The following is a 21,687-nucleotide window of genomic DNA, read 5'->3' on the forward strand; positions in this document are numbered from 1 at the left end:
AAATTGAATCAAGGATTTTGGATCCAAAATTGAAACCGATGGTTTCCCCTGTAAAGCGGCGCGAGGCGGCAGTCAATCTCCCGATCGCCTGCCGCCTCGCTTATCCGTCTAGTTCAAACGCCGATCAACGCCTCACGAACACAAATGGTGCTGCCAAGGGTTGCCACTTTGTTCCTTCGGTGAAAGCCCTGAACCCGTAGTCGATATTCTTGTAGGTGCCATCGCCCTTTGGTACCAACTGCTCGACAGAGTCTTTCAAATCTCTCATCAGGAAGAAGGATAGCGTCTTCGCGTCGTATTGAATCTCCGGAATGTACTTATAGTCCCATTCTGGAGTTGTCTTCTGGTCGGTATCGATGTCGTAAATGACGATCGGAGCGACGTTGTTTTCGTTATTGTCCACAAAGATGATCTGACGATTGTTGATCGCCTGCAGATTCTTTGGGGACTTGTACCCTCTGGCGCCTGACAGTTGCCTGATCTTGCCGGTGGACAAGTCGATTTCCGACATGTACGATCCGCTGAGATTCGCGACAGGCTTCATGTAAATGGCGCGCTTTCCGTCGGGCGTCACGGCAAGTTGATGGTATGTCACAGACGGTAGTGCTCCAGTCGGGAACGAGGTCATCACACTCTTCGTCTTCATGTTCACGCGGAGGATGGTCTGCTGCGTGCCAGACGTATCCGCCAGAACGTATAGTGTGTCGTTGTCATCGGGCGTAGTGTCGAGTGCCTTGACAGAGTAATAGTCAGGGAAAGTCATGACATTACCAACGTTCCCATTTTCTGCATCGATCACACGTATCGTGTTGTCCGCCGCGTAATAGATCTGCGAACTGTCCGGGGAAACTCGCAGTTCACTGTCTGCCGTGCGACTCACGCGAACATTCCAGACAATCGCGCGAGACGCAATGTCGTATGCGATCAACACGCTCGATTGCGCGCCTTTTACGTGCAAACCGGGTTGCGATGCGATCTCCAGTTCGAAATAGAGTCGATTTCGGTTCGGACTGGCGACCATCTTGCTAATCCGGTCGTCCCCGGTCCCGAAATCGAGAGTGAACGTGGACAGCTCGGCGCGCGTGTTCAGGTCGTACTCTGTGATCTTTGCAGGGCTCACGACGCGCTTCAGGACGTAGACGGTTTCCTTGTCCTTATGCGGCCCATAAAATTTCTGCGCCATCTCGATATCGGTGGCGCTCAGTTTGCCGTCGCCATTCCATTTCGGATTGCAGTAATTCATGACCGACGCGAGATCCCACTCACCGATCATTGTGTCGCCGCTGGTGCCTTGCGCGGGCTCGATGCACGACGACGGCGTATCCGGCCGATTCTGCTCATGCGCAAAACCCAGCGCGTGACCGAATTCATGCGCGGCGACCCGGCGAATGCAATATTCCTCGCGCCCCTGACAACTCGGGCTCCAGTTATTGAACGTGAAATTGAGCGCCATCCCGCCCTGAGCATTGTTCAGCATCGCGCCCAAACCCCACGTGTGCGGGGCGCTCCCGGCAATGTCCTCAACTGAAATCCGTATGCCGTAGAAAGTCGGATCGTTCGTGCATTGCTGCCAACCGGAGAATTCGACTCCGGAATGCTGCTCCCAGGTCTCCTCGACCGCGCCGCGAGTCCAACTGCGCTCTGACGAATACCGCGCGAAATCAGCGTTGTTCAAATCCCAACACACGCCGATAGGCACGCGATCCCAAATAACAGTCGACAATGCATATCCCTTCGCCGCGGCCTTGTCCTGCGCCGCCGATTGTTCAGCCGAAGTCTTGCTCGCAGAGCTCAGAGCGTCGGTGCCCGAATCGGTTCCGCCGCAACCACTGATCAGTATTCCTGATAGTAACGCAAGGGCCAGGCCCCTCAACCTTTTCATCTTATTCTCCGTTATGACCCATGCGTCATCACGCATGGCCGGAGAAGTATATTTTCAATACGCAATCAGATTCGAATGTTCATTACAGAATTTTTCCACATTGTTCGTATTCTTTCGTCAATGCGCGTATGACTGCATTTCGGCAATCATTTGATTGGCACGCGTCATTGCGATTATCAGCCGGTTAGAGATATCGCCCGACCACGGTCCGCGGATGAGATCGCTTCACCGACTCACCGTGGCCCGTAAAACATCTGCGCCATCACGATATCCGTCGTGCTCAACTGGCCATTGCCGTTCCAGTCGGGATTGCAGTAGTTCATGATCGATGCCAGATCCCACGCGCCGATCAGCGTGTCGCCATAAGTACCCTGCGCGGGCTCATTGCAGCTCGACGGCGTGTCCGGCCGATTCTGCTCGTGCGCGAAACCCATCGCGTGGCCGAACTCGTGCGCGGCGATATTGCGGATGCAATACTCTTCACGACCGACGCAACTCGGACTCCAGTTCCTGAAAGTGAAGTTGAGCACCATTCCGCCGACGACGTTGTTCAGCATCGTTCCGAGGCCTTGAGTATGCGGCCCGGTCGCGGCGCTGTCTTCGACCGAAATCCGTATGCCGTAGTAGTTCGGGGCGTTCGTGCATTGCTGCCAGCCCGTGAACGTGATGCCGGAATGCGCCTCCCAGCTCGCCTCGACCGCGAGCCGGCTCCAGTCGCGCTGCGTGGCGTAAAGAGCGAAGTCGGCGTTGCTCAGATCCCAGCACACGCCGATCGGAAGCTGCTTCCAGATGACGGTGGACAACGCGAATCCCTTGGCCGTGGCTTTGTCCTGCGCGTTCGATTGCTCGGTCGAGCTTCTGGCTGCGGAAGTCGCGGCATCGGAACTATCGCCTGCGCCGCATCCACTCAAAAGCATTCCTAACAATAATGCAAATAGCCACGCGCTGAATCGTCTCATCTTCTTCTCCGTGATCGCAGGAGAAGTATATTTTCTAATACGCGGTCAAATTCGAATGCTCATTTCATAGTATTCGCGAAAATCGTCGATTTTCCGCGCGATAGCATTCGAGCGCTGCTGAAACAAAAAACCCCACGTTCTCGCGTGGGGTTTTTAGTTTCTGGCTTTCAGCGAAGCCCGACTTCCTTAGCCCGGTTCACATTGCATGCCGCGTGTTCCGTATAAACGACGCGGTGCTGATTGTTGTAATAGACCGACCATCGATCGGCGCCATGATCCCTGAAGGCATATTCGGTGCACTGCGAATGCCACGGCCCCCAGTTGCCATCGGGCGGCCCGAGACTGTCTTCGACGTCCTCCCGCGTCATGCCGACTTTCACGCGGCTCATATACTCCCGCGGATCAGGGTCCTTGCTGAAAACCGAACATCCGCTCAGGCCGGTCAGGATCAGAACCAGTCCCACTACACCACACGCTTTCGATTCGAGCATCGCTTCAGTCCTCGCAAAAAGGTCTGAAGCTATCGGCATCGCGGGGACGCGACAATCGAACTAATCCGAAAGTGCACGCGATCGCCGCCGCGCCAGTTCCGCCACGCCGATGCACGCCGCGAGCCACGCGCTGCCCGACGCGAAACCGCCGATCACATCGCCGGGAAAATGCACGCCGATCACGACGCGGCTCGTTCCGATCGCCAGCACGATGAAACACGCCAGCGCGACGATGAGCGGATCGCGGCGCGTCGGCGCAAGGCGCAGCAGCACGTACGCGCACATGCCGTAGCAGACGATCGATCCGAACGTGTGCCCGCTCGGAAACGCGAAGCTTTCGGGCAAGGGCATCGTCGAGCCTGTGGGACGGTCGCGGCGCATCATCGCCTTGAGCGCCTGATTGAGCAGGCCGCCCGCGCTTGTGACCGCGGCGAAATACACGGCGAGGCCGAAGCGGCGCATGAGGATCAGCGCCGCGCACATGAGCGCGCACACGAGCGTGAGAAACCAGGGATCGCCCAGATGCGTGAGATTCGCGAACCATCGCGCGGCGAGTGCGGGCGTGCCGTCGCGCACGGCGTCGAGCAAACGCTGATCCGCCGATGAAAACGCCGTGCCGTGTGCAATTCGAGTCGCAATGGCGATGAACACCGCCGCGCCGAGCGCGACCGTCACCAGCGCCCACATTGCGACGGCCCGCCCCGACGCCCGAGTTTCGCGCGCGGCCCACGCCCACCCGCAAGCCGCAACGGCAGGAACGACGAAGAGCACAATCGCGATGATCTCGACCGCATGCCTTTGCGCGAGCGCCGTGTATTCCATGATGTCCTGTTTCTCCCGAATTGCCCGCCGCTCGCGCGGGCTCAGGACGCTGCCGCGCCGGCCTCCGCTTCGAACGGTCTGTCCCACCCGAACGCCTGCACGCGCGCGACGGACTTCTCCACGACGAGCACGCCGCAGATTTCGCCCGGCATCGGCAGCGTAAGGGCGTGCCAGCCGGCCGGCGCGGCGTCGTCGCCTGCTTCGCCGTGTGCCGCGCGCGCTCTGCCGATCCGCGCTGCTTCGTGCCACATGAGCTTTCTGGCGTCCGCATCGTGGGCGCCGGCCGTCTCGACGGTCAGGCCAAGCCCTATTCTCGTCGATGCCACCGCGATCACGATCCAGATGCCCGAGTACGCGACATCGACATATATCGCGCCACCGGCGGACGGATGCGTGACGACGACGCGTTCACCGGGCCCGTCGTCCACGCCCACTTCGTGCGGCTCGCAATCGAGCATGTGCGAAAGCACAAGGCGCAGCGTCGCGCGCGCAACGCCAAAGCGCCGCCCGAGCGCCGAATTCGGATGCAGCCGCGTGCGCTTGCGCTCGGCCAGGCTGAGCCAGCTCCCGATATTCGATGCCGACGCAAAGCGAAATTCACTCGGCACGAGCCAAAGACAGACCTCGCCGGGCGCGGGTGGTTCGTGGATCTGCACGCGCGACTTGGCGAGATCGTAGTAGCGCCACGGAACCTCCGCGGCATGAGGCTCGGGGATGCGAACAGTGGAAGGCATGGGCGCCGGCGGAAACGGGCGGCACGAGCGACGCGCCGGAACGATCCGCATTCAGGGAGAAACCAATATTTTCGGCGCTCGTACCTTATGGGATGCTTAACCGGCGACACCGAGCACCGTATCGAAACTCCCTAAGCATTTCCTAAGCTTCCCTCCACTACGCTTGCGGCTTCCCTGAACGCGAAGACCCGCCAGATGAAGCCAGCGCCATCCGTCACCGTCACGCGTCGTCGAAAGCCATGACCGCCCGGAGGCACGCCATGAGGGTATTGCTCGTCGAAGACGACCGCATGATCGGTGAATCCGTGCGGGACGAACTGCGCGAAAGCAGCTACGCCGTCGACTGGGTGCGCGACGGCAAGCTCGCGCTGACGAGCCTCACCACGCACGTCTACGATGCGATCCTGCTCGACCTCGGCCTGCCCGGCGCCGACGGCATCGACGTGCTGCGCGCCGTGCGCCGCGGGGCACATCACGTGCCGCTCATCATCATCACTGCGCGGGATTCCGTCGAAGAGCGCATTCGCGGTCTCGACGAAGGCGCCGACGACTACCTCATCAAGCCCTTCGACATCTCCGAGCTGAAAGCGCGCATGCGCGCGGTGATCCGCCGCCGTGGCGGACAGGCCGCGCCGCTCATGACGAACGGCGTGCTCACGCTCGATCCGGCGACGCGCGAAGCCACGTCCGGCGAGATCGCGACGCGCCTGTCCAGCCGCGAATTCGCGCTGCTGCAATCGCTGATGATCCGCCCCGGCGCGATCCTCTCGCGCGCGGAGCTCGAAGACCGCATCTACGGCTGGAACGAGGAAGTGGAAAGCAACGCGGTCGAGTTTCTGATCCATTCGCTGCGCAAGAAGCTCGGCGCCGCCGCGATCAAGAACGTGCGCGGCGTGGGCTGGATGGTTTCGAAGCAGCCATGACGCGTTCGCTTCAGTTCAGGCTGTCGGCCTGGCTGTCGGCGCTGATCGTCGTGATCGCGGCGGCGGGCGGCGTCATCGCCTTCAAGACGGCGTTTCACGAGGCCAACGAGTTGCAGGACGGCCAGTTGAAGCAGATCGCCGCGCTCGTGACGCCGCGCACGCTCGCCGTGATGGAACGCGAGGCGCTCGCCGACGTCGGCGGCGCGGACCCGGAATCGAAGCTCATCATTCAGACGATCGCCGAGCGTACGCCGCTTTCGCTCGCGCCCGGCTTGCCCGACGGTCTGCAAAACACGATCGTCGATGGCACGCCGTGGCGTCTCGCCATCAACACGCTCGATGACGGCACCCGCGTCGTGATCGGCCAGAAGACGGCGGGCCGGGATGAAATCGCCCGCAACGGCGCGCTCGCCACCGTGATGCCCTTCGCCGCGCTCGCGCTCGTGCTGCTCGCGGCGCTGCACCTGATCGTGCGACGCATGTTCCGGCCGCTCGCGGCGCTGTCCGCCGGTCTCGACACGCGCCCCGAGCACGATCTCTCCGCGCTCTCCGGCGATGCGCTGCCGAGCGAAATCGCGCCCTTCGTCGTCGCGATCAACCGGCTGCTCGCGCGCGTGGAGGCGTCGGTGGCGCTGCAACGCCGCTTCGTCGCCGATGCCGCGCACGAACTGCGCTCGCCGCTGACCGCGCTGTCGTTGCAGGCCGAGCGGCTGAGCGCATCCGACTTGCCGGACTCCGCGCGCGCGAAGCTCGATGCGCTCAGGCGCGGGCTCGCGCGCACGCGTTCGCTGCTGCATCAACTGCTGACGCTCGCGCGCCTGCAGCAACGCACCGACGCCGACACGGCGCAACTGCGCGTGCAGGAAGTCTTCCGCAACGTGCTGGAGGATCTGATGCCGCTCGCGGAGGCAAAGGACATCGATATCGGCGTGTCGAGCGACGACGATGTATTCATCCACGCGCCGCAAGCCGATCTCACGATCCTGGTGAAGAATCTCGTCGATAACGCGATTCGCTACACGCCGCCGGGCGGCCGCGTGGATCTCGCGACGGGCGTCGCGAACAAGCGTCCGTGGATTCGCATCGAGGATAGCGGCCCCGGCATCGCGCCCGAGGAACGCGCGCGCGTCTTCGATCCGTTCTATCGCGTGCTCGGCAGCGACGTGGACGGCTCGGGCCTCGGGCTTTCGATCGTCGGCACGATCGCGGCGCGCATGGGCGCGAAGGTCGAGCTCGCCGATGCCGCGCCGCGCGGGCTCGTCGTGACCGTCACGGTCTGAACGCTTGCGTTCGGCGGTTCGGCCGTTCGATCGCAAGCCGCATGCAGGCCGCGTAAGGACATACGCGAGCCGCATGCCGGGCGCGCGTGGGGCATGCTATCGTCGATGCGTGATTCCGATGGGTCATTTCGATGCCGCCATCATGAGCCAAGTGCGCTTTCCCCTCGGACCCGATGACCGGGTGCATCTGATGTGCTGGCTCACGTGCGGACTGCTCGGCGCGTATTACATCGAAGGCGACTGGCCCGATACGTCGTTTCAGGTGCGCACCGCGCACCGCTGGCTCGACCGGCATCATCGCGCGGCGGAATGGATCGAGACCGCGCGGCTCTCGGCGGCGGCGCAGGCGCTCGCCGCACGCTTCTCGACGACGCTCGACGCCGACGCCTCGCGCGGCGACATCGAGCGCATTCTCGAAGGCGAGGATCTCGACTACGAAAGCGCGCTCGTGCAGCGCATCTATCACGAGTGCTGGATCGAGTTGACGAGCCGGCGCAGACCTTCGCACTAGCAATCAATTTTCATGCCGCATCAGGCATGTGCCCCGAAGCTTCTCGCATTCGGGCACGCACATTTTTTCGACCGGCACGAATGTGCGGAACCCCACATTGACGCTCATGGCGCGGCGCTAACATCGGCGCGCCTGCTCGCACGTCGATGTTCGCGCCCCCGGCCGTGACTGAATCGCCGGGCTGAAAAGCGGCTACACCGTCAGCGGCCAAGAACGATGTGAACAATCGACACTGACCGGAGGTCGCCATGCAGCGCAGCATTCGTCCGCTCCTTCCTCAATTCCCGATTCGTCGCGTGCGGTTGCGGCCGCTCGCGATGCTCGTGCCGCTCGTCGCGGGCCTGACGTGCGCAATTCCCGCCGATGCCGCGCCGCCCTTGCCGGCGGGCGGCCAGTTCGTCGCGGGCAGCGGCGCGATCGGCGGCACCGACCAGTCGCTCACGATCAACCAGACATCGACGCGCGGCGTCATCACCTGGAACAGCTTCTCGATTGGCGGCGGACGGCAGGTCACGTTCAACAACGGCACCGGCGCGACGCTCAATCGCGTGACGGGCGGCGATGCATCGGTGATTCTCGGGCAGCTCAACGCGACGGGCAGCGTCTATCTCGTCAATCCGCAGGGCGTGCTCGTCGGGCCGGGCGGGGTCGTCGCGACGGGCGGGCGCTTCGTCGCGTCCGCACTGGATATCGGCAACGACGCGTTCATGCAGGGCGGCCCGCTCACGCTCTCGGGCGGCGGCGACGGCATGGTCATCAATCTCGGCAAGATCGGATCGAGCGGCGGCGACGTGTTCCTCGTGTCGCGCACGGCGGCGGTGAACGGCGGCAGCATCAGCGCGCCGCAGGGCACCGCCGAAATCGCGGCCGGCAATCAGGTGCTGTTGCAGGACGCGTCGGGCGGACAGCAGGTCTTCGTGCAGGCGGGCAGCGGCGGCACGGCGATGAACGGCGGCATGATCCAGGCGGCGCAGGCCAGCCTTCAGGCCGCCGACGGCAACGTGTACGCGCTCGCGGGCAACAACACCGCGATCCGCGCGACCGGCACCGCGACGCGCGACGGCCATGTCTGGCTGGTCGCGGACCAGGGCGCCGTGCACGCGAACGGCGCGATCGCCGCGACGAACGCCGACGGCGGCGGCGGCACGGTCGAGACGCGCGCGAACACGCTCGACGTCGCGGGCGCGAACGTGCAGGCGCGCACATGGAAGCTCGGCGCGCCGACATTCACGGTCGATCAGGCGAACGCGGACTCGCTCGCGCGCAGCTTGAGCAACGGCACATCGGTCGATGTCGAAGCCAGCGGCGGCGATCTGACCGTGGGCGGCAACGTCCAGTGGAACGGCAATGCGTCGCTCACGCTCGGCGCGGCGCACGGCGTGTCGGTCGGTCCGGGCGCGGCCATCGGCAACACGGGCAACGGCAATCTCACGCTGCGCGCGGATGCGGGCGGCATCGACAACGGCGGCAGCGTGACGAACCGCGGCACGATCGACTGGTCGAAGAGCGGCGGGATCGTCAGTGCGCTCTACGACATGAACGGCAGCTACGCACCGGGCACGCTGCTGACCAACAGCGGATGGACGGCCGCGCCGTATAGCGGCGTCGTCACGCAAATCACGGCGTACAAGCTCGTGAACACGCTCGCCGATCTGTCCGGCGTGTCGAAAGACCTCGCGGGCATCTATGCGCTCGGCAAGGACATCGATGCGAGCGCGACCGCCTATCCGAACTTCTTCACGGCGATCGGCGCAACGCAGACGCCGTTCACCGGCCAGTTCGACGGCTTCGGCCACACGATCGACAAGCTCGCGACGGTGGCGAACGTCAACGACGACCGCTACGGCATGTTCGGCGTGATCGGCGCGAGCGGCGTCGTGCGCAATCTGAATCTCACCAACGCCAGCACGGGCGACTATTCATCCGGCGCGTTCGGCTTGCTCGCGGGCCAGAACAACGGCCTCGTCACCTATGTCAACACGACGGGCGGCGTCGGGCAGAACGGCTTCGGCGGCGCCGGCGCGGGCGGGCTCGTCGGCATGAACAACGGGACCATCGAACGATCGTCGAGCACGGCGGATGTCGGTTATCAGATTCCCGCGGGCGGGCTCGTGGGCGTGAACAACGGGACCATCGCGCAATCGTTCGCGACCGGCGCGACTCAGGCCGGGACGCACGGCGAAACGGGCGGGCTCGTCGCCTTCAACAACGGACTGATCACCCAGTCGTACGCGACGGGCAGCGTGGGCGGCTTCGGCGGCGGCGGACTCGTGTTCGTGAACGGCACCAACGGCGTGATCAACGAATCGTTCGCGGTGGGGCAAGTCGGCGGCGGCGGGCCTCCGGGCGATCCGGAAGGCGGCATCGCGGCGTACAACCAGGGCGCGATTCACAACAACGTCTACTGGAACAAGGACACGACGATTCGCACCAGCGCGGCCGGATCGAACTCGGGAACCGTTCCGCCCGATTCGAACGGTCTCAGCACCGCGCAGATGAGCAACGCGTCGAATTATCTCGACTGGAACATTCCGTCGGGCGGCGTCTGGGCGATGCCCGCGGGGGCGACGCATCCCGTCTTGCAGTGGCAGCAGGCGCAGCCCTGAAGCGCGCGCAACTGGACGGCGCGGCGCCGCGCCGTCCAGCGCGCTAACTCCCAATCACCAGAAAGATTTCCCCGACCGGCGCCTTCGATCCATTCGGCACCACGGCCTTCAGCGGAAATCCATACGTGCCGCGAAAGCTCACGAAGCGCCCGACCTGCACGCGAATTCCCGCTCCGACGCTCGCCAGCGACGCATCGTTGACTTCGCCGAATTCGGCGATGCGATTCCACACGTGGCCCGCATCGAAGAACACGAACGGCTGCATCGCCGCGATGCCCGCCGATATCGCCGGCGCGCGCAGTTCCGTCTGCAGGTTCCATCCGCGATCGCCCTGCGCAGCATACGGCTCATAGCCGCGCACGGTGGCATCGCCGCCCAGACCGAGCTCCTCGCTCGGCAACAGCGTGCTGCCCGTCCACTGGAAAAGCCCGCGCGCCGACACCGAAAAGCCCGACGTGCCGAGCGGCATGTCGCGCTGCGCCGACAACTGCATGTACTGATAGCGCGGCTTCGCGCCGAGGCGCGCGGCATCGTAGGCTTCGTCGTTGCTGTTGCTGTCGAAATAACCCGGACTCACGAAGAGCGATGCATTCAGATGCGTATCGCCGGAAGCGTCGCTCTTCGAAAGATCGTAGGCGACGACGAACTGATGTATATGCGTGTTCGCATTGAACACCTGAAAGCCGCCGAATTCGAGGTCGTTGTTCGAGCGCTTGAAGTCATAGCCGAGCTGCACTTGCTGCTGCCACGCGCCCGCGTGATCGAGCGGCGGCAAGCGCCAGTCGTATCGAAAGCTGATTTGGGAGCTGAGACCGGTTTGCCCGTAACTGTCCGGCAAACGCGGCGTACTTTCCGCGAACACGCCGAACAACTCGACGCGATCGAGCCACGGCAAGGGCGCCACCACATTGAACGCGTGCGCGATGTAGCGCGGACGATCGGGCCGCCCTTCGATATCCGGATTGCCGCTCAGAAGATCGTTACTCGCGGTCATCTGATAGCCGATGCGCGCATCGATGCCGAACAGATTGCCGTAATCGAATCCCGCGAGAATGCGATCGCGGCCGAGATCGCGCACGCCGTCGTTGTTATAGCCGCCGTAGATGCGAAACGGAAAGCGATCCTCGGTTTGCAGCACGACATCGGTCGTATCGTGCGCGGCGCCCGGCGCATAGATCACGTCCACGCGTCGATACGGATTCGCGTTGAGCAGCGCGAGGCCCGAAGCGATATCGCTTTCGCGGATCGGCTCGCCGCTCGCGAGCGGCATCTCGCGCGTGAGGAGCGCATCGGAGAAATAGCGATTGCCTTGGGGTATCACGCGCCCCGCGCGAAACTCGGCGATGACGATCTTCACGACGCCATCGCTCACGTCCTGCTCGGGCACGTACACATCGACGAGCGGCTGGCCCGCGGCGCGATATCGCTGCACGACCGCGCGCCGTATCCCGGCGAGACGCGCAAAAGTCAGAGGCTTGTGGAGATCGGCCGAGAAGCCGTCGAGAAATTCGCGCGTGAGCAATGGCGCGCCAGTCGCGGTGATCGCGTTGTTGGCGGCCGATTGCGTCGTCGGCTCCGCGGCGTCCGCACGCACGAACGCAATGCCGCGCAGATCGCCGATAGCGACGTCCTGCGAGTCATCGCGAGGTTCGGGCCGCGAGGGCGACGCGCGCGGCCGTTCCTCGGCGGGCGGCGCGATCGGCGCGACATCGCGATACGACTGCGCGGCGGCATTGCGTGCAGGAACGATGCAGACGATCGCTGCCGACACGACCGTCGCGGCGACGCGTGCGCGTGTCAATCGATTAGTCGCGCGCGGCGATCATGAAGCATGTATCCTCCGGCGTTCGTCGCGTGGGTCGGCTTCGCATGGTATCAGCGATGTCGCGGAACGTTTCGTGCAGTAAGCGTATCCATCGCGGTTCGCGTAGAAATGACGCCGGGCGAATCATTCGACATGTAGAAATCACCGCGTCACGCGCGGCGCATGTGTCGAACGCTCAACCCCTCTATGATTCGAAAACGATCGGCCTGACAGACAGCCGAAGCCGCATGACCAGGACAGGGATGGACAAAACCTCCACCGCAGATATCGACGCGCAATGCGCGCGCGAGCCGATCCACATTCCCGGCGGCATCCAGCCTCACGGCGTGCTCTTCAGCGTCGATGCGCACTGCCACATCCTTCAGGTGAGCGCCAACGTCGCGCAGTTCGCGCACATCGCGCCCGACGCGTGCCTCGGGCTCGCGCTGTCGGCTGTGCTGGGCGAGCCCGCAGCCGAACGCGCGAGCGCGGGCCTCAGGCAACTCACGCGCGATGGCGCGACGATCCACGCCGGCAACGTGGTGCTCGACGGCTGGACGCTGCGCGGGCCGGTCGCGATCGTCGTGCATCGGCATGACGGGCTGCTGTTCGTCGAAGTCGAGCCGGCGCAGGACACCGCCGATGTGTTCTCGACCATCTACCCGCTCGTGCGCTCCTTCGTCACCGAAGTGCAATCGATGCGCACCATCGAGCAGCTCTGCCAGTTCGCCGCTGATGAAATCGCGCGCATCACCGGATTCGGGCGCACGCTCGTCTATCGGTTCGATGAAGAAGGCAACGGCAACGTGCTCGCCGAAGCCGTCGAGCCGGGCTATCCGTCGTATCTGAACCAGCACTTTCCGGCGTCGGACATTCCGGCGCAGGCGCGCGAGCTGTATCGCAGGAATCGCATTCGCCTCATCTCGAACGCCGACTACGAAGCCGCGCCGCTCGTGCCCGCGCTGCATCCGGCGACGGGCCGCCCGACCGATCTCACCTACGCGTCCTTGCGCAGCGTGTCGCCCGTGCATCTGCAATACATGCGCAACATGGGCACGCTCGCCTCCATGTCGATGTCGATTCTCGTCGACGACAAGCTATGGGGCCTGATTTCCTGCCATCACGCGACGCCGCGCCTGCCGCCGTTCGAAGTGCGCACCGCCTGCGAGCATGTCGCGCAGATCGTCTCGTTGCAGATCGAGGCGCGCGAGTCGCAGGGCGAGGCGCATTACCGGCTCGAACTGCGCCGCATGCTGTCGAAGCTGCTTTCGTCGATGGCCAATACCGACAGCTTCGTCGACGCGCTCGTCAACGACGCCTCCGATCTGCTCGGCTTCACGCGCTCGTCGGGCGCGGCGGTGATCTTCGAAGGACGCACGTCGCTCATCGGCGTGACGCCGGGCGAGCACGGCGTGACGGCGCTCGTCGACTGGCTCGACGATCAGAGCGAGGATGTCGTGATGTCGGATCGCGCCTCGCAGGAATGCCCCGCGCTCGCGGATTCGTCCGACGTGGCCGGCTTTCTCGCGGTATCGATCTCGAAGATTTACCGCAACTACGTGATCTGGTTCCGCCGCGAAGTCGTGCAGACAATCGAATGGGCCGGCGACCCGCGCGCGAAGCTCACGGGCCTCGCCGACTCGCTGTCGCCGCGCGTGAGCTTCGATACGTGGACCGATGTTGTGCGTCATCGCTCCTTGCCGTGGCGTCCGGCCGAGCGCGAGATCGCGCTGGAATTCCGCGCGGCGGTGCTCGGCATCGTACTGCGGCGCGCGGAGGAAATCGCGCAACTCGCGACCGAACTGGGTCGCGCGAATCACGAGCTCGAAGGATTTTCGTACACGGTGTCGCACGATCTGCGCGCGCCGCTCAGGCATATCGTGAGCTTCGCGGACCTGCTCGGGCAGATCGACGGCGAGAAGCTGTCGGAGCGCGGGCGCGGCTACCTGGAGCGCATCGTGACGTCGGCGCGTTTCGGCGGCCGTCTCGTCGACGATCTGCTTTCGTTCGCGCAACTCGGCCGCGCGGCGCTGCGTCCGCACAAGGTCGATGTCCACGCGCTCGTCCATACGGTGATCCAGAACGATATCGAAGAACACGCGTCGGCGCGCGTGCACTGGAAGGTGGATGCGCTGCCGTCCATCGAAGCGGATCTCGTGTTTCTGCACGTAGCGTTCGCGAACATCATGTCCAACGCGGTGAAGTTCAGCGCGCAGCGCGACCAGCCGACGATCGAGATAGGCGCACACGATGGCGCGGGCGAACTGGCCGGCCACGTCGTCTATTTCGTGCGCGACAACGGCGTGGGCTTCGACATGCGCTACGTCGACAAGCTCTTCGGCGTGTTCCAGCGCCTGCACGTGAACGAAAAGTTCGACGGCACCGGCATCGGCCTGGCGAACGTGCGGCGCATCATCGAGCGGCATGGCGGCAAGGCGTGGGCCGAAGGCACGCCCGGTCAGGGCGCAACTTTCCATCTGGCGCTGCCGAAGCAGTTTCGCCCCGAGAGCGGCGTGCGGCGCGACACGGCCGCGTCCGCGCTGGCGCGGCTCGCGGCGGGCACGGGCGGCGCGGGGCATGACATCGGCCAGCTCGTCAGGCGTTCGGAGCAGGAGAAGAAGTAACGCGCAAAGTAAAACGGCCGCGATCTCGTCGATCGCGGCCGTTGCGCTTTGATGCTGCTCTATCGCGCTTAGAAGCGGTGACGCAGACCCACGGTCGCCGCGACCTGATTCTGCGTCGACGACGGCGACAGCGTGTTGATCATCGCGACGTTCGCGCCTGCATTGCCCAGATCGCCCGACGCGTGCTGATACACACCTTCGACGTACACATCGGTGCGCTTCGAGAGCGCGTAATCGGCTTGCAGCGATGCGGTATGCCACTTCGGATCGCCCGAACCGTTCGCGCCCGTTACCTTGCCGTCCGTGAACGTGTACGAGGCGTTCAGGCTCAGCGCCGGCGTCAGCGCGTAGCGGCCGTTCAGCTCGAAGTTGTTCAGATGCAGATTCGTGTTGCCCGGCAGCGCGACCGTCGTGCCGCCTTGCGACGCGGCGAGCAGGTTGTCGTAGTGGGTGTTGGTCCACACGAAGGCGACCGTCGCCGGGCCGTACGTGTAGTTCACGCCCGCGCCGAACGTGCGCTGCAATTCGGCCGTCAGATTGGCGTTATTGCCCTGACCTGCCGAAACCGCGCCGCCCGCATTCGCGTTGCCGCGCGAGTTGTTCGTCTGCAAATAGGCGGCCGCGAAGTTCAGCGGGCCGTTGCCATACGAAGCGCCCGCGCTCCACGCACGGTTGTTCGCGAACTGGCCGGCGTCGTTCGAGAAGCCGTACAGACCGCCGAACTTGAAGCCCGCGTAGCTCGCGCTCTGATACTTGACCGAGTTCTTGATCGAGAACGAGTGATCGAGGTTGTCGTTATCGAACGGGTGCGCGGCCAGGTTGTTGCCGTAGCCCGCGCCGGATTCCGCGAACGGCGACAGATAATCGACCATCGAATCATATTGACGGCCGAGCGTGACCGTGCCGAATTGATCGTGTTGCAGGCCGACGTATGCCTGGCGATTGAACATCGTGTTGCTTTCGTTGAAGCGGCCGTTATTGAGGTTGAAGCCGCTCTCCAACTTGAAGAGCGCGTGCAACCCGCCGCCCAGATCTTCGCTGCCTTTCAGGCCGAAGTAAGTATCGGAAACTGCGCCGCTGCCTTGTTGCCAGTTGCTATGGCCGCCGGAGTTGTTCGTATAGACGAGGCCTGCGTCAAGCGTGCCGTACAAAGTAACGCTACTCTGCGCGTGGGCTGCTACTGCGAACGTGCCGAGAATGCCCGCGATGAGAAGGGTTTTTTTCATGGTTCTCTAGTGTCCTGTTTAAAGCGAAAGCTTCCGGGGTTGACGAACCATATCGATGGCCGTTTGCCCTCGTGAAACTGGGACACACTGTATTCGACTGACAACTGAAGTGGCCGCGTATCGTGCGCAATAATCATTTGCCGATTCTGCAACCGGGGGCGCAAAATCCTTCATATTCGTTTAAGGTCAAGCGCTTAGCCCCGCCAGCCGGCCTCCCACGACGATTCTTCTGTTGCACATCGACGACGTTATTGGTGCGGATTCTGGATAACTCCATTTCGCCGAATGTCGTTTATAACGAGCAGCGATATTTGCTAGACTCGTTCGTGTCTACAGGTCTCCGAAGCAGATATTCTGAGGACACGGGGCGGTTTCGCGAGAGGAAATCGCTCCGTTTTAATTCGCCTTTTTCGGATTCGACTTCCGTTACTCAAGCGCGCGTATATCACACTTCAATGCGAGCGTTTTAGCCTCGCTCATAATCCCGTTTCGTCGCAAATAATCAGGTACCCGAACCATTCGGTGGATTGCGCGGATTTTCTTTCATTTGTCTGTCGAAACGACTTTCATTCGCATCGATATCGTCGATATGTTTTTGAGAATATCTCGATGTCTTGAAAATTTTGCGCGGCTTTCCGCCGATTCGAGGCGACGAAATTACAGGCGTCGCCTCCCCGTTCGGCAATTAGAGGGAAACTTCTTAAGAAATGTAACTGGTCGCCAAACGTTTGCCGTGGCATGCGGCGGTCATCGGACATCCGGAGTTTCATTTCGAAACAAATTGAATTGCCTTGAATCGCCTCTCCGGAACATTGATTGCTTAAATAGAGGTCTCTGCAAATCCAGCCGGAATCAGCAACATGAAAAGAAACGCCGATGCAACCACCGTCCCAGCCTTTCGACAGCGACGCCCAGCGCAACTCGCGGAGGGCGAACTAAAACACCTGGAAAGGATCCTGGCGAGTTTCGTCGAAGGCAGCACGTCCTCGGACCGTCTGCCCGCCAGATACTGGAACATGCGCATTTCGCAACTGGATGAGGATTACGATCTCGTCCCGTCGCAGAGTCATCGTGTGGCTTCGCTTCAACGCAAGCTCGCGTTGCTCGATCAAGCACTCGACACGGCCGCCGACGCTCAGGACGGTCAGCAGAGCCGGCGCGTCGCCGCCTGACTTCGCTCCTCATCGCACGACGGCATCACGAGGCCGCTCGCACCCATTCATCGACGAATGTGCGTGCCGCCGTATGCGCGCTCATCAGCGCATCTTCAGCCGACGTGAAACTCGAATAACGCGTGCTCTCGATGCACAGCGGCGAAAACGCGGTGACCGGTCTTCCGGAACGACTGATGGTTACGATCGCCAGATAGTGCGCCGCGCCGGGAGAAGGCACGAGCCTGTGGCTGGTTTCGATCGCGACTTCTAGCACGAAGCCTTTGTGGTTGTACGACCGGATCATCGGAGCACCCCGTCACGCTGAGACGACGCAAAGCCGCGCACCGCAACGATGCACGGCGTCTGATCGTGCACTCAGCACGAGACGTTCCTGTGCACGGACCTGACGTGTGGCGTTTATCTGGCGCGGCGCATCGCCGTGCGGGCGACGTCGGCGGCGAGATCGGCGCGCAGTTCGGCCCATTTGCCGAGCAGCGTGGCGTCGTCGGTAAGGAAGTACGGCGTGTGCGCCCACTGCTCGACCTTGCCGCCTGCAACGACGAGCTCGAAGATGCGCATGTCCTCGTCGTCGCTCACGCCCATGCGCACGAGTTCGCGGAGCGAGAGGATATCGTGCAGCGCGACCGTCTGAATGCCGACGCCGTGCAGCACCGCCATCACCGTTTTGCCGATACGCCATGCCGCCTCGCGGCTGTCCGCCAGAACGAACGCGACGCTCTCAAGCGGCGCCTCGAATTTCAAGCGGTACAGGCGAGACTTACATTGTTCACTCAGTTGCGTGTCCATATTGCTCAAGCCTGCGCTCATCGCCGGAGGTGAAAATACGGCGTCTCATGCGATTAAGAGCGGTGTCGTCGAAGTGGATGTGAAGATTGATCGCGGCCTGGTTCGCCTGCGTCGCTCGCTTGGAGCGATGCATTGCAGGAGTTGTTCCCGCACAAGCATAGGATGCCGCACGCGCAAGCGTATGTCCGATTGCACTGCCCTTCGACATACGCTCGCGCATGGGTTCGTGAAGGCCCGATGGCCGAGGCGCTACCCGCTCAGTGATTCAGTTCCTCCAGACGCAATCCGTTGGTTTTCGGTCCGAACAGCCCGATCGCCAGCGCGACCAGCAACATGCACACCGTGATGCCGACGAACACGCCCGGCACGCCAAAGTCCTTCAGCAGTGACGCGATGATGAAGCCCGACATCATCGCGCCCGCGCGGCTCGCCGAGTACACGATGCCGCTCGCTCGGCAGCGCACGGCCGTCGGAAAGAGTTCCGTCTGATACGCGTGATAGCAGACCGAGATGGTTTGCCCCGCGAGCGAAATCAGCACACCGAGCGCGATGAGCGCGGCGGGCGATTTCATCTGCCCGAACGCGAGACCGCTCGCGATCACGACGAGCGCGCCGCCGACGATCAGATACTTCCGCTGAATGCGGTCGGCGTAAAGCATCGCGAGTAGCGGTCCGACAGGCAGCGCGAACGCGATGACGAACGAATACAGCAGACTCTTCGTCACGGTGACGCCCTGGCCGATGAGCAGCGTCGGCACCCAGTTCGCGAAGCCGTAATACCCGATCGCCTGACAGAAATTGAAGACGACGAGCATGATGAGACGCGAGCGATACGGCGCATCGAACAACTCGCGAAGCGACGCGCGCCGATGCGCCGGCTGCTCGACGACCGGCGCGGGCGGCGGCAACGCGGCGCCCGATTCGCGCTCGACCACGCGCTCGATCTCGCTCACGACGCGTTCGCCTTCCTCGTCGCGGCCATTCATCGCGAGCCAGCGCGGACTTTCCGGCACTGCGCGCCGGATGAACCACACGACCACCGCGCCGACCGATCCCGCGAGCACGACGATGCGCCATCCATCGAGGCCGAACACGGTTTCCGGCACGAGCCAGTAGGACAGCAGCGCGGCGACGGGCGCGGCGGCGAACATCACCATCTGATTGAAGGCCATCGCGCGGCCGCGCATGTGCTGCGGCACGAGTTCGGTCACGTAACTGTCGATGGTGATGATCTCGATGCCCACACCGATGCCCGTCACGAAGCGCCAGAAGATCACGCCTTCGGGCGTGATCTGGAACGCCATGATCGCGGAGCCGACCGAATACCACAGCAGCGAGAACGTGAACACGCTGCGTCGCCCGTAGCGGTCCGGCAGCCAGCCGAAGAAGAACGTGCCGATGAAAAGCCCCGCGAACGTCGCCGCGATGAAACCCGCGATGCCCGTGAAGCCGAAGAACGCGTGCGTGGTGGTTTGCAAGAGGCCGCTCTTCGCCATGCCCGGCGCGATATAGCCTGTAAAGATCAGATCGTAGATTTCGAAGAAGCCGCCGAGCGAGATGAGTAACACGAGCATCCACAGATGCCGCGTGATCGGCAGCCGATCCATGCGCGCGGAGATCTGCGCACCGGGCGTCGAGGCGACGCGAACATCGGGCGATGCGAGCGGCTCGGCGATCGCGCTGAAAGTTGGTTGCATTGCTTTGTCTCCTGAGTGGGCGACGGCGCCGGTTTTTATGTGCGCTCGTCGCGATGCTTCACGCCGTGACGTTCTTCCTGAGCTGCCCCAGCACTTCGTCCGTATGCTCGCCGACCCGCGCGAGCGGTTGACGCACGCCGGGGCGGCGTCCGCCCATCGTGAGCGGCAGCAATACGACGTCGGTGGTGCCGCCGTCGTCGGTCTGCATCGGCACGAGTCCGCCGCTCGCTTTCAGATGCGGATCGTCGAGCAACTGTTCGGGGCGCATGATCGGCGCGTACGGAATGCCTGCCGCTTCGAGCTTCGGCGCGAGTTCGTCCGCGCGATGATTCGCGAGAATCTCGCCGAGCCGCGCGAGCAGATGCGGCCGCACCGCGACGCGCATCGCATTGGTCGCGAATCCCGGTTCCTGCGCGAGATCGGGACGTTCGAGCACGTCGCAGAGCGTCACGAACTGCTTGTCGCTCACCGCGCCGATGAAAAGCTGCTCACCCTCGGCCAGCGTGAACACGTCGTACACGCTCCACGCGGATACGCGCGATGGCATCGGCGGCGGCGCTTCGTGGGTCATCGCGTATTGCTGCATGTGTTGCGCGGAAAGAAACACGCAGTTCTCGAAGAGCGCGCTCTGCACTTCCTGGCCGCGTCCCGTGAGATCGCGTTCGCGCAGCGCGGCGAGCACGCCGATCGCGCCGAACATGCCGCCCATGATGTCGTTCACCGACGTCCCCGCGCGCAGCGGACGGCCCGCCGGACCGGTCATGTATGCGAGGCCGCCCATCATCTGCACGACTTCATCGAGCGCGAGACGCTTTTCATACGGACCCGGCAGAAAGCCCTTGTGCGACACGTAGATGAGCTTCGGATGCGCCTTCGAGAGCGTGTCGTAGTCGAGCCCGAACTTCGCCATCATTCCGGGGCGGAAGTTTTCGAGCAGCACGTCGCATTGGCCGATCAGCTCGATTGCGGCTTCGCGCCCCTCTTCCGTGTTGATGTCGATGACGACGCTTTTCTTGTTGCGATTGAACGAGCGAAAGAAGCCGATGCCCAAGCCCGGCAGATTGCGCGTCTTGTCGCCGCCGGGCGGTTCGATCTTGATGACTTCCGCGCCGAGATCCGCGAGGATCATGCCGCAGGTCGGGCCCATCACCATATGCGTGAATTCGATCACGCGCACGCCTTCGAGCGGCAGGGTTGAATGACTCATATCGTCCTCAGGCTTCGATTGCAGCGGTTGATTCGTACGTGACCGGCAAGCCCGCGAGCGCGAGCGCGCCGTGCAAGGTTTCGCCGTCGAGCCAGCGCGCGAGCTTCGCGCGCAGATTCAGCAACGCGGGAATGTCGATGCCGGTATCGATGCCCATATCGGCGAGCATGAACGCGAGGTCTTCGCTCGATGCATTGCCGCTCGCGCCCGGCGCATGTGGACAGCCGCCGATGCCCGCGAGCGTCGCATCGAAGCGCGCGACGCCGGTTTCGAGCGCAGCGTAGACGTTGGCGAGCGCGAGGCCGCGCGTGTCGTGGAAATGGCCGCACCAGAAGCGCTCGCCCGCGATGACACGCGCCTTCTCGAAGAGATCGCGCACCGCCGACGGCCCGGCATAACCGACCGTATCGGCGATGGAGACGCGGTCCGCGCCCGCATCGAGCAGCGCCTGCATGCAGCGCAGCACATCGGCGGGATCGACGCGGCCCTGAATCGTGCAGCCGAACGCCGTGCCGATGCCGCCTTCGATCATCGTCCTCGAACCCGACGCATCGCGCGCCGCCCGCATGCGCGCCACTTCCGCGACGACTTCCTCCGGCGTCTTGCGCAGGTTCGCGAGGCTGTGCGCGCGGCTCGCGGAGAGCGGCACGAGCATCAGATCGGCTTGCGTTTCGATGGCGCGCTCGGCGCCCTTGAGATTCGGCACGAGCACGGAGACGAAAAGCCCCGGCAACGTTCTGGCGTACGCGACGAGTTCGGCGGTATCGGCGAGTTGCGGCAGGAGGCGCGCGGGCACGAACGAACCGACTTCGATTTCGCGCTGACCGGCGGCATAGGCATCGCGGATCCATTCGAACTTGCGTTCGGTCGGCACGATCGTTCGAATGCTTTGCAGGCCGTCGCGCAGGCCGACCTCACGGATCACGGCGCGCTGTGGGAACGCGGGCATGGCTTTGTCTC

Annotated in this window: 18 protein-coding genes; 6 read left to right on the forward strand and 12 right to left on the reverse strand. The window is 63.4% G+C overall.

Annotated elements, in window-relative coordinates:
• Window positions 1-124: 124 nt before the first annotated feature.
• The 5 genes from PQR08_RS23940 to PQR08_RS23960 all read right to left on the reverse strand — a co-directional run bounded on the left by PQR08_RS23940 (window position 125) and on the right by PQR08_RS23960 (window position 4,888).
• Window positions 125-1,882, reverse strand: coding sequence for a carbohydrate-binding protein (locus tag PQR08_RS23940; RefSeq protein ID WP_250485679.1), 1,758 nt, complete (start codon window positions 1,880-1,882; stop codon window positions 125-127).
• A 233-nt stretch (window positions 1,883-2,115) separates the two neighbouring features.
• Complete coding sequence (locus tag PQR08_RS23945; protein WP_408162496.1) at window positions 2,116-2,841, reverse strand: M12 family metallopeptidase; 726 nt, start codon at window positions 2,839-2,841, stop codon at window positions 2,116-2,118.
• Window positions 2,842-3,008: 167 nt separating this feature from the next.
• Window positions 3,009-3,332 (reverse strand): outer membrane protein assembly factor BamE domain-containing protein, encoded by a 324-nt coding sequence (gene bamE / locus PQR08_RS23950; protein WP_250485680.1) that lies wholly within the window; start codon window positions 3,330-3,332, stop codon window positions 3,009-3,011.
• Between the two features lie 60 nt (window positions 3,333-3,392).
• Window positions 3,393-4,154 (reverse strand): phosphatase PAP2 family protein, encoded by a 762-nt coding sequence (locus PQR08_RS23955; protein ID WP_250485681.1) that lies wholly within the window; start codon window positions 4,152-4,154, stop codon window positions 3,393-3,395.
• Between the two features lie 41 nt (window positions 4,155-4,195).
• The gene (locus PQR08_RS23960; RefSeq protein WP_250485682.1) at window positions 4,196-4,888 is read right to left on the reverse strand and encodes a 4'-phosphopantetheinyl transferase family protein; all 693 of its coding nucleotides are present in this window, start codon (window positions 4,886-4,888) and stop codon (window positions 4,196-4,198) included.
• Window positions 4,889-5,148: 260 nt separating this feature from the next.
• Here PQR08_RS23960 and PQR08_RS23965 point away from each other — a divergent pair, with 260 nt between their 5' ends.
• From PQR08_RS23965 to PQR08_RS23980, 4 genes are all read left to right on the forward strand, one after another.
• Entirely contained in the window at window positions 5,149-5,811 is a 663-nt protein-coding gene (locus PQR08_RS23965) for a response regulator (protein WP_035504379.1), read from the forward strand.
• Window positions 5,808-7,091: an ATP-binding protein gene (locus tag PQR08_RS23970; RefSeq protein ID WP_238210853.1), complete on the forward strand. Its 1,284-nt coding sequence runs from the start codon at window positions 5,808-5,810 to the stop codon at window positions 7,089-7,091. Before PQR08_RS23965 ends, PQR08_RS23970 begins: the two co-directional genes overlap by 4 nt.
• Window positions 7,092-7,233: 142 nt before the next feature.
• Window positions 7,234-7,602, forward strand: a complete 369-nt coding sequence (locus PQR08_RS23975; protein WP_309243921.1) for a hypothetical protein — start codon at window positions 7,234-7,236, stop codon at window positions 7,600-7,602.
• Between the two features lie 248 nt (window positions 7,603-7,850).
• Window positions 7,851-10,208, forward strand: coding sequence for a beta strand repeat-containing protein (locus tag PQR08_RS23980; RefSeq protein WP_250485683.1), 2,358 nt, complete (start codon window positions 7,851-7,853; stop codon window positions 10,206-10,208).
• A gap of 43 nt (window positions 10,209-10,251) precedes the next feature.
• On the opposite strand, the gene PQR08_RS23985 is transcribed toward PQR08_RS23980, so the two are convergent.
• Window positions 10,252-12,009: a ShlB/FhaC/HecB family hemolysin secretion/activation protein gene (locus PQR08_RS23985; RefSeq protein WP_250485684.1), complete on the reverse strand. Its 1,758-nt coding sequence runs from the start codon at window positions 12,007-12,009 to the stop codon at window positions 10,252-10,254.
• Window positions 12,010-12,275: 266 nt separating this feature from the next.
• Here PQR08_RS23985 and PQR08_RS23990 point away from each other — a divergent pair, with 266 nt between their 5' ends.
• Window positions 12,276-14,636: an ATP-binding protein gene (locus PQR08_RS23990; protein WP_250485685.1), complete on the forward strand. Its 2,361-nt coding sequence runs from the start codon at window positions 12,276-12,278 to the stop codon at window positions 14,634-14,636.
• Between the two features lie 68 nt (window positions 14,637-14,704).
• On the opposite strand, the gene PQR08_RS23995 is transcribed toward PQR08_RS23990, so the two are convergent.
• Window positions 14,705-15,862 carry a porin gene (locus tag PQR08_RS23995; RefSeq protein ID WP_238210843.1) on the reverse strand — a complete coding sequence of 386 codons (1,158 nt, stop codon included), beginning with the start codon at window positions 15,860-15,862 and terminating at the stop codon, window positions 14,705-14,707.
• Window positions 15,863-16,722: 860 nt separating this feature from the next.
• Between PQR08_RS23995 and PQR08_RS24000 the strand changes: the two genes are divergently transcribed.
• The gene (locus tag PQR08_RS24000) at window positions 16,723-17,034 is read left to right on the forward strand and encodes a hypothetical protein (protein ID WP_075583895.1); all 312 of its coding nucleotides are present in this window, start codon (window positions 16,723-16,725) and stop codon (window positions 17,032-17,034) included.
• A gap of 25 nt (window positions 17,035-17,059) precedes the next feature.
• Here the strand turns inward: PQR08_RS24000 and PQR08_RS24005 are convergent, their stop codons facing one another.
• The 5 genes from PQR08_RS24005 to PQR08_RS24025 all read right to left on the reverse strand — a co-directional run bounded on the left by PQR08_RS24005 (window position 17,060) and on the right by PQR08_RS24025 (window position 21,676).
• Entirely contained in the window at window positions 17,060-17,320 is a 261-nt protein-coding gene (locus PQR08_RS24005; protein WP_187603816.1) for a hypothetical protein, read from the reverse strand.
• 113 nt (window positions 17,321-17,433) lie between these two features.
• The gene (locus PQR08_RS24010; protein ID WP_250485686.1) at window positions 17,434-17,778 is read right to left on the reverse strand and encodes a hypothetical protein; all 345 of its coding nucleotides are present in this window, start codon (window positions 17,776-17,778) and stop codon (window positions 17,434-17,436) included.
• Between the two features lie 302 nt (window positions 17,779-18,080).
• Entirely contained in the window at window positions 18,081-19,520 is a 1,440-nt protein-coding gene (locus PQR08_RS24015) for an MFS transporter (RefSeq protein ID WP_250485687.1), read from the reverse strand.
• Window positions 19,521-19,578: 58 nt separating this feature from the next.
• Window positions 19,579-20,727, reverse strand: a complete 1,149-nt coding sequence (locus tag PQR08_RS24020) for a CaiB/BaiF CoA transferase family protein (protein WP_250485688.1) — start codon at window positions 20,725-20,727, stop codon at window positions 19,579-19,581.
• A gap of 7 nt (window positions 20,728-20,734) precedes the next feature.
• Window positions 20,735-21,676: a hydroxymethylglutaryl-CoA lyase gene (locus PQR08_RS24025; protein WP_250485689.1), complete on the reverse strand. Its 942-nt coding sequence runs from the start codon at window positions 21,674-21,676 to the stop codon at window positions 20,735-20,737.
• Between the last annotated feature and the right edge of the window lie 11 nt (window positions 21,677-21,687).

Origin of the sequence: Caballeronia jiangsuensis (assembly GCF_046030135.1) — a bacterium.
GTDB classification, from domain to species: domain Bacteria; phylum Pseudomonadota; class Gammaproteobacteria; order Burkholderiales; family Burkholderiaceae; genus Caballeronia; species Caballeronia jiangsuensis.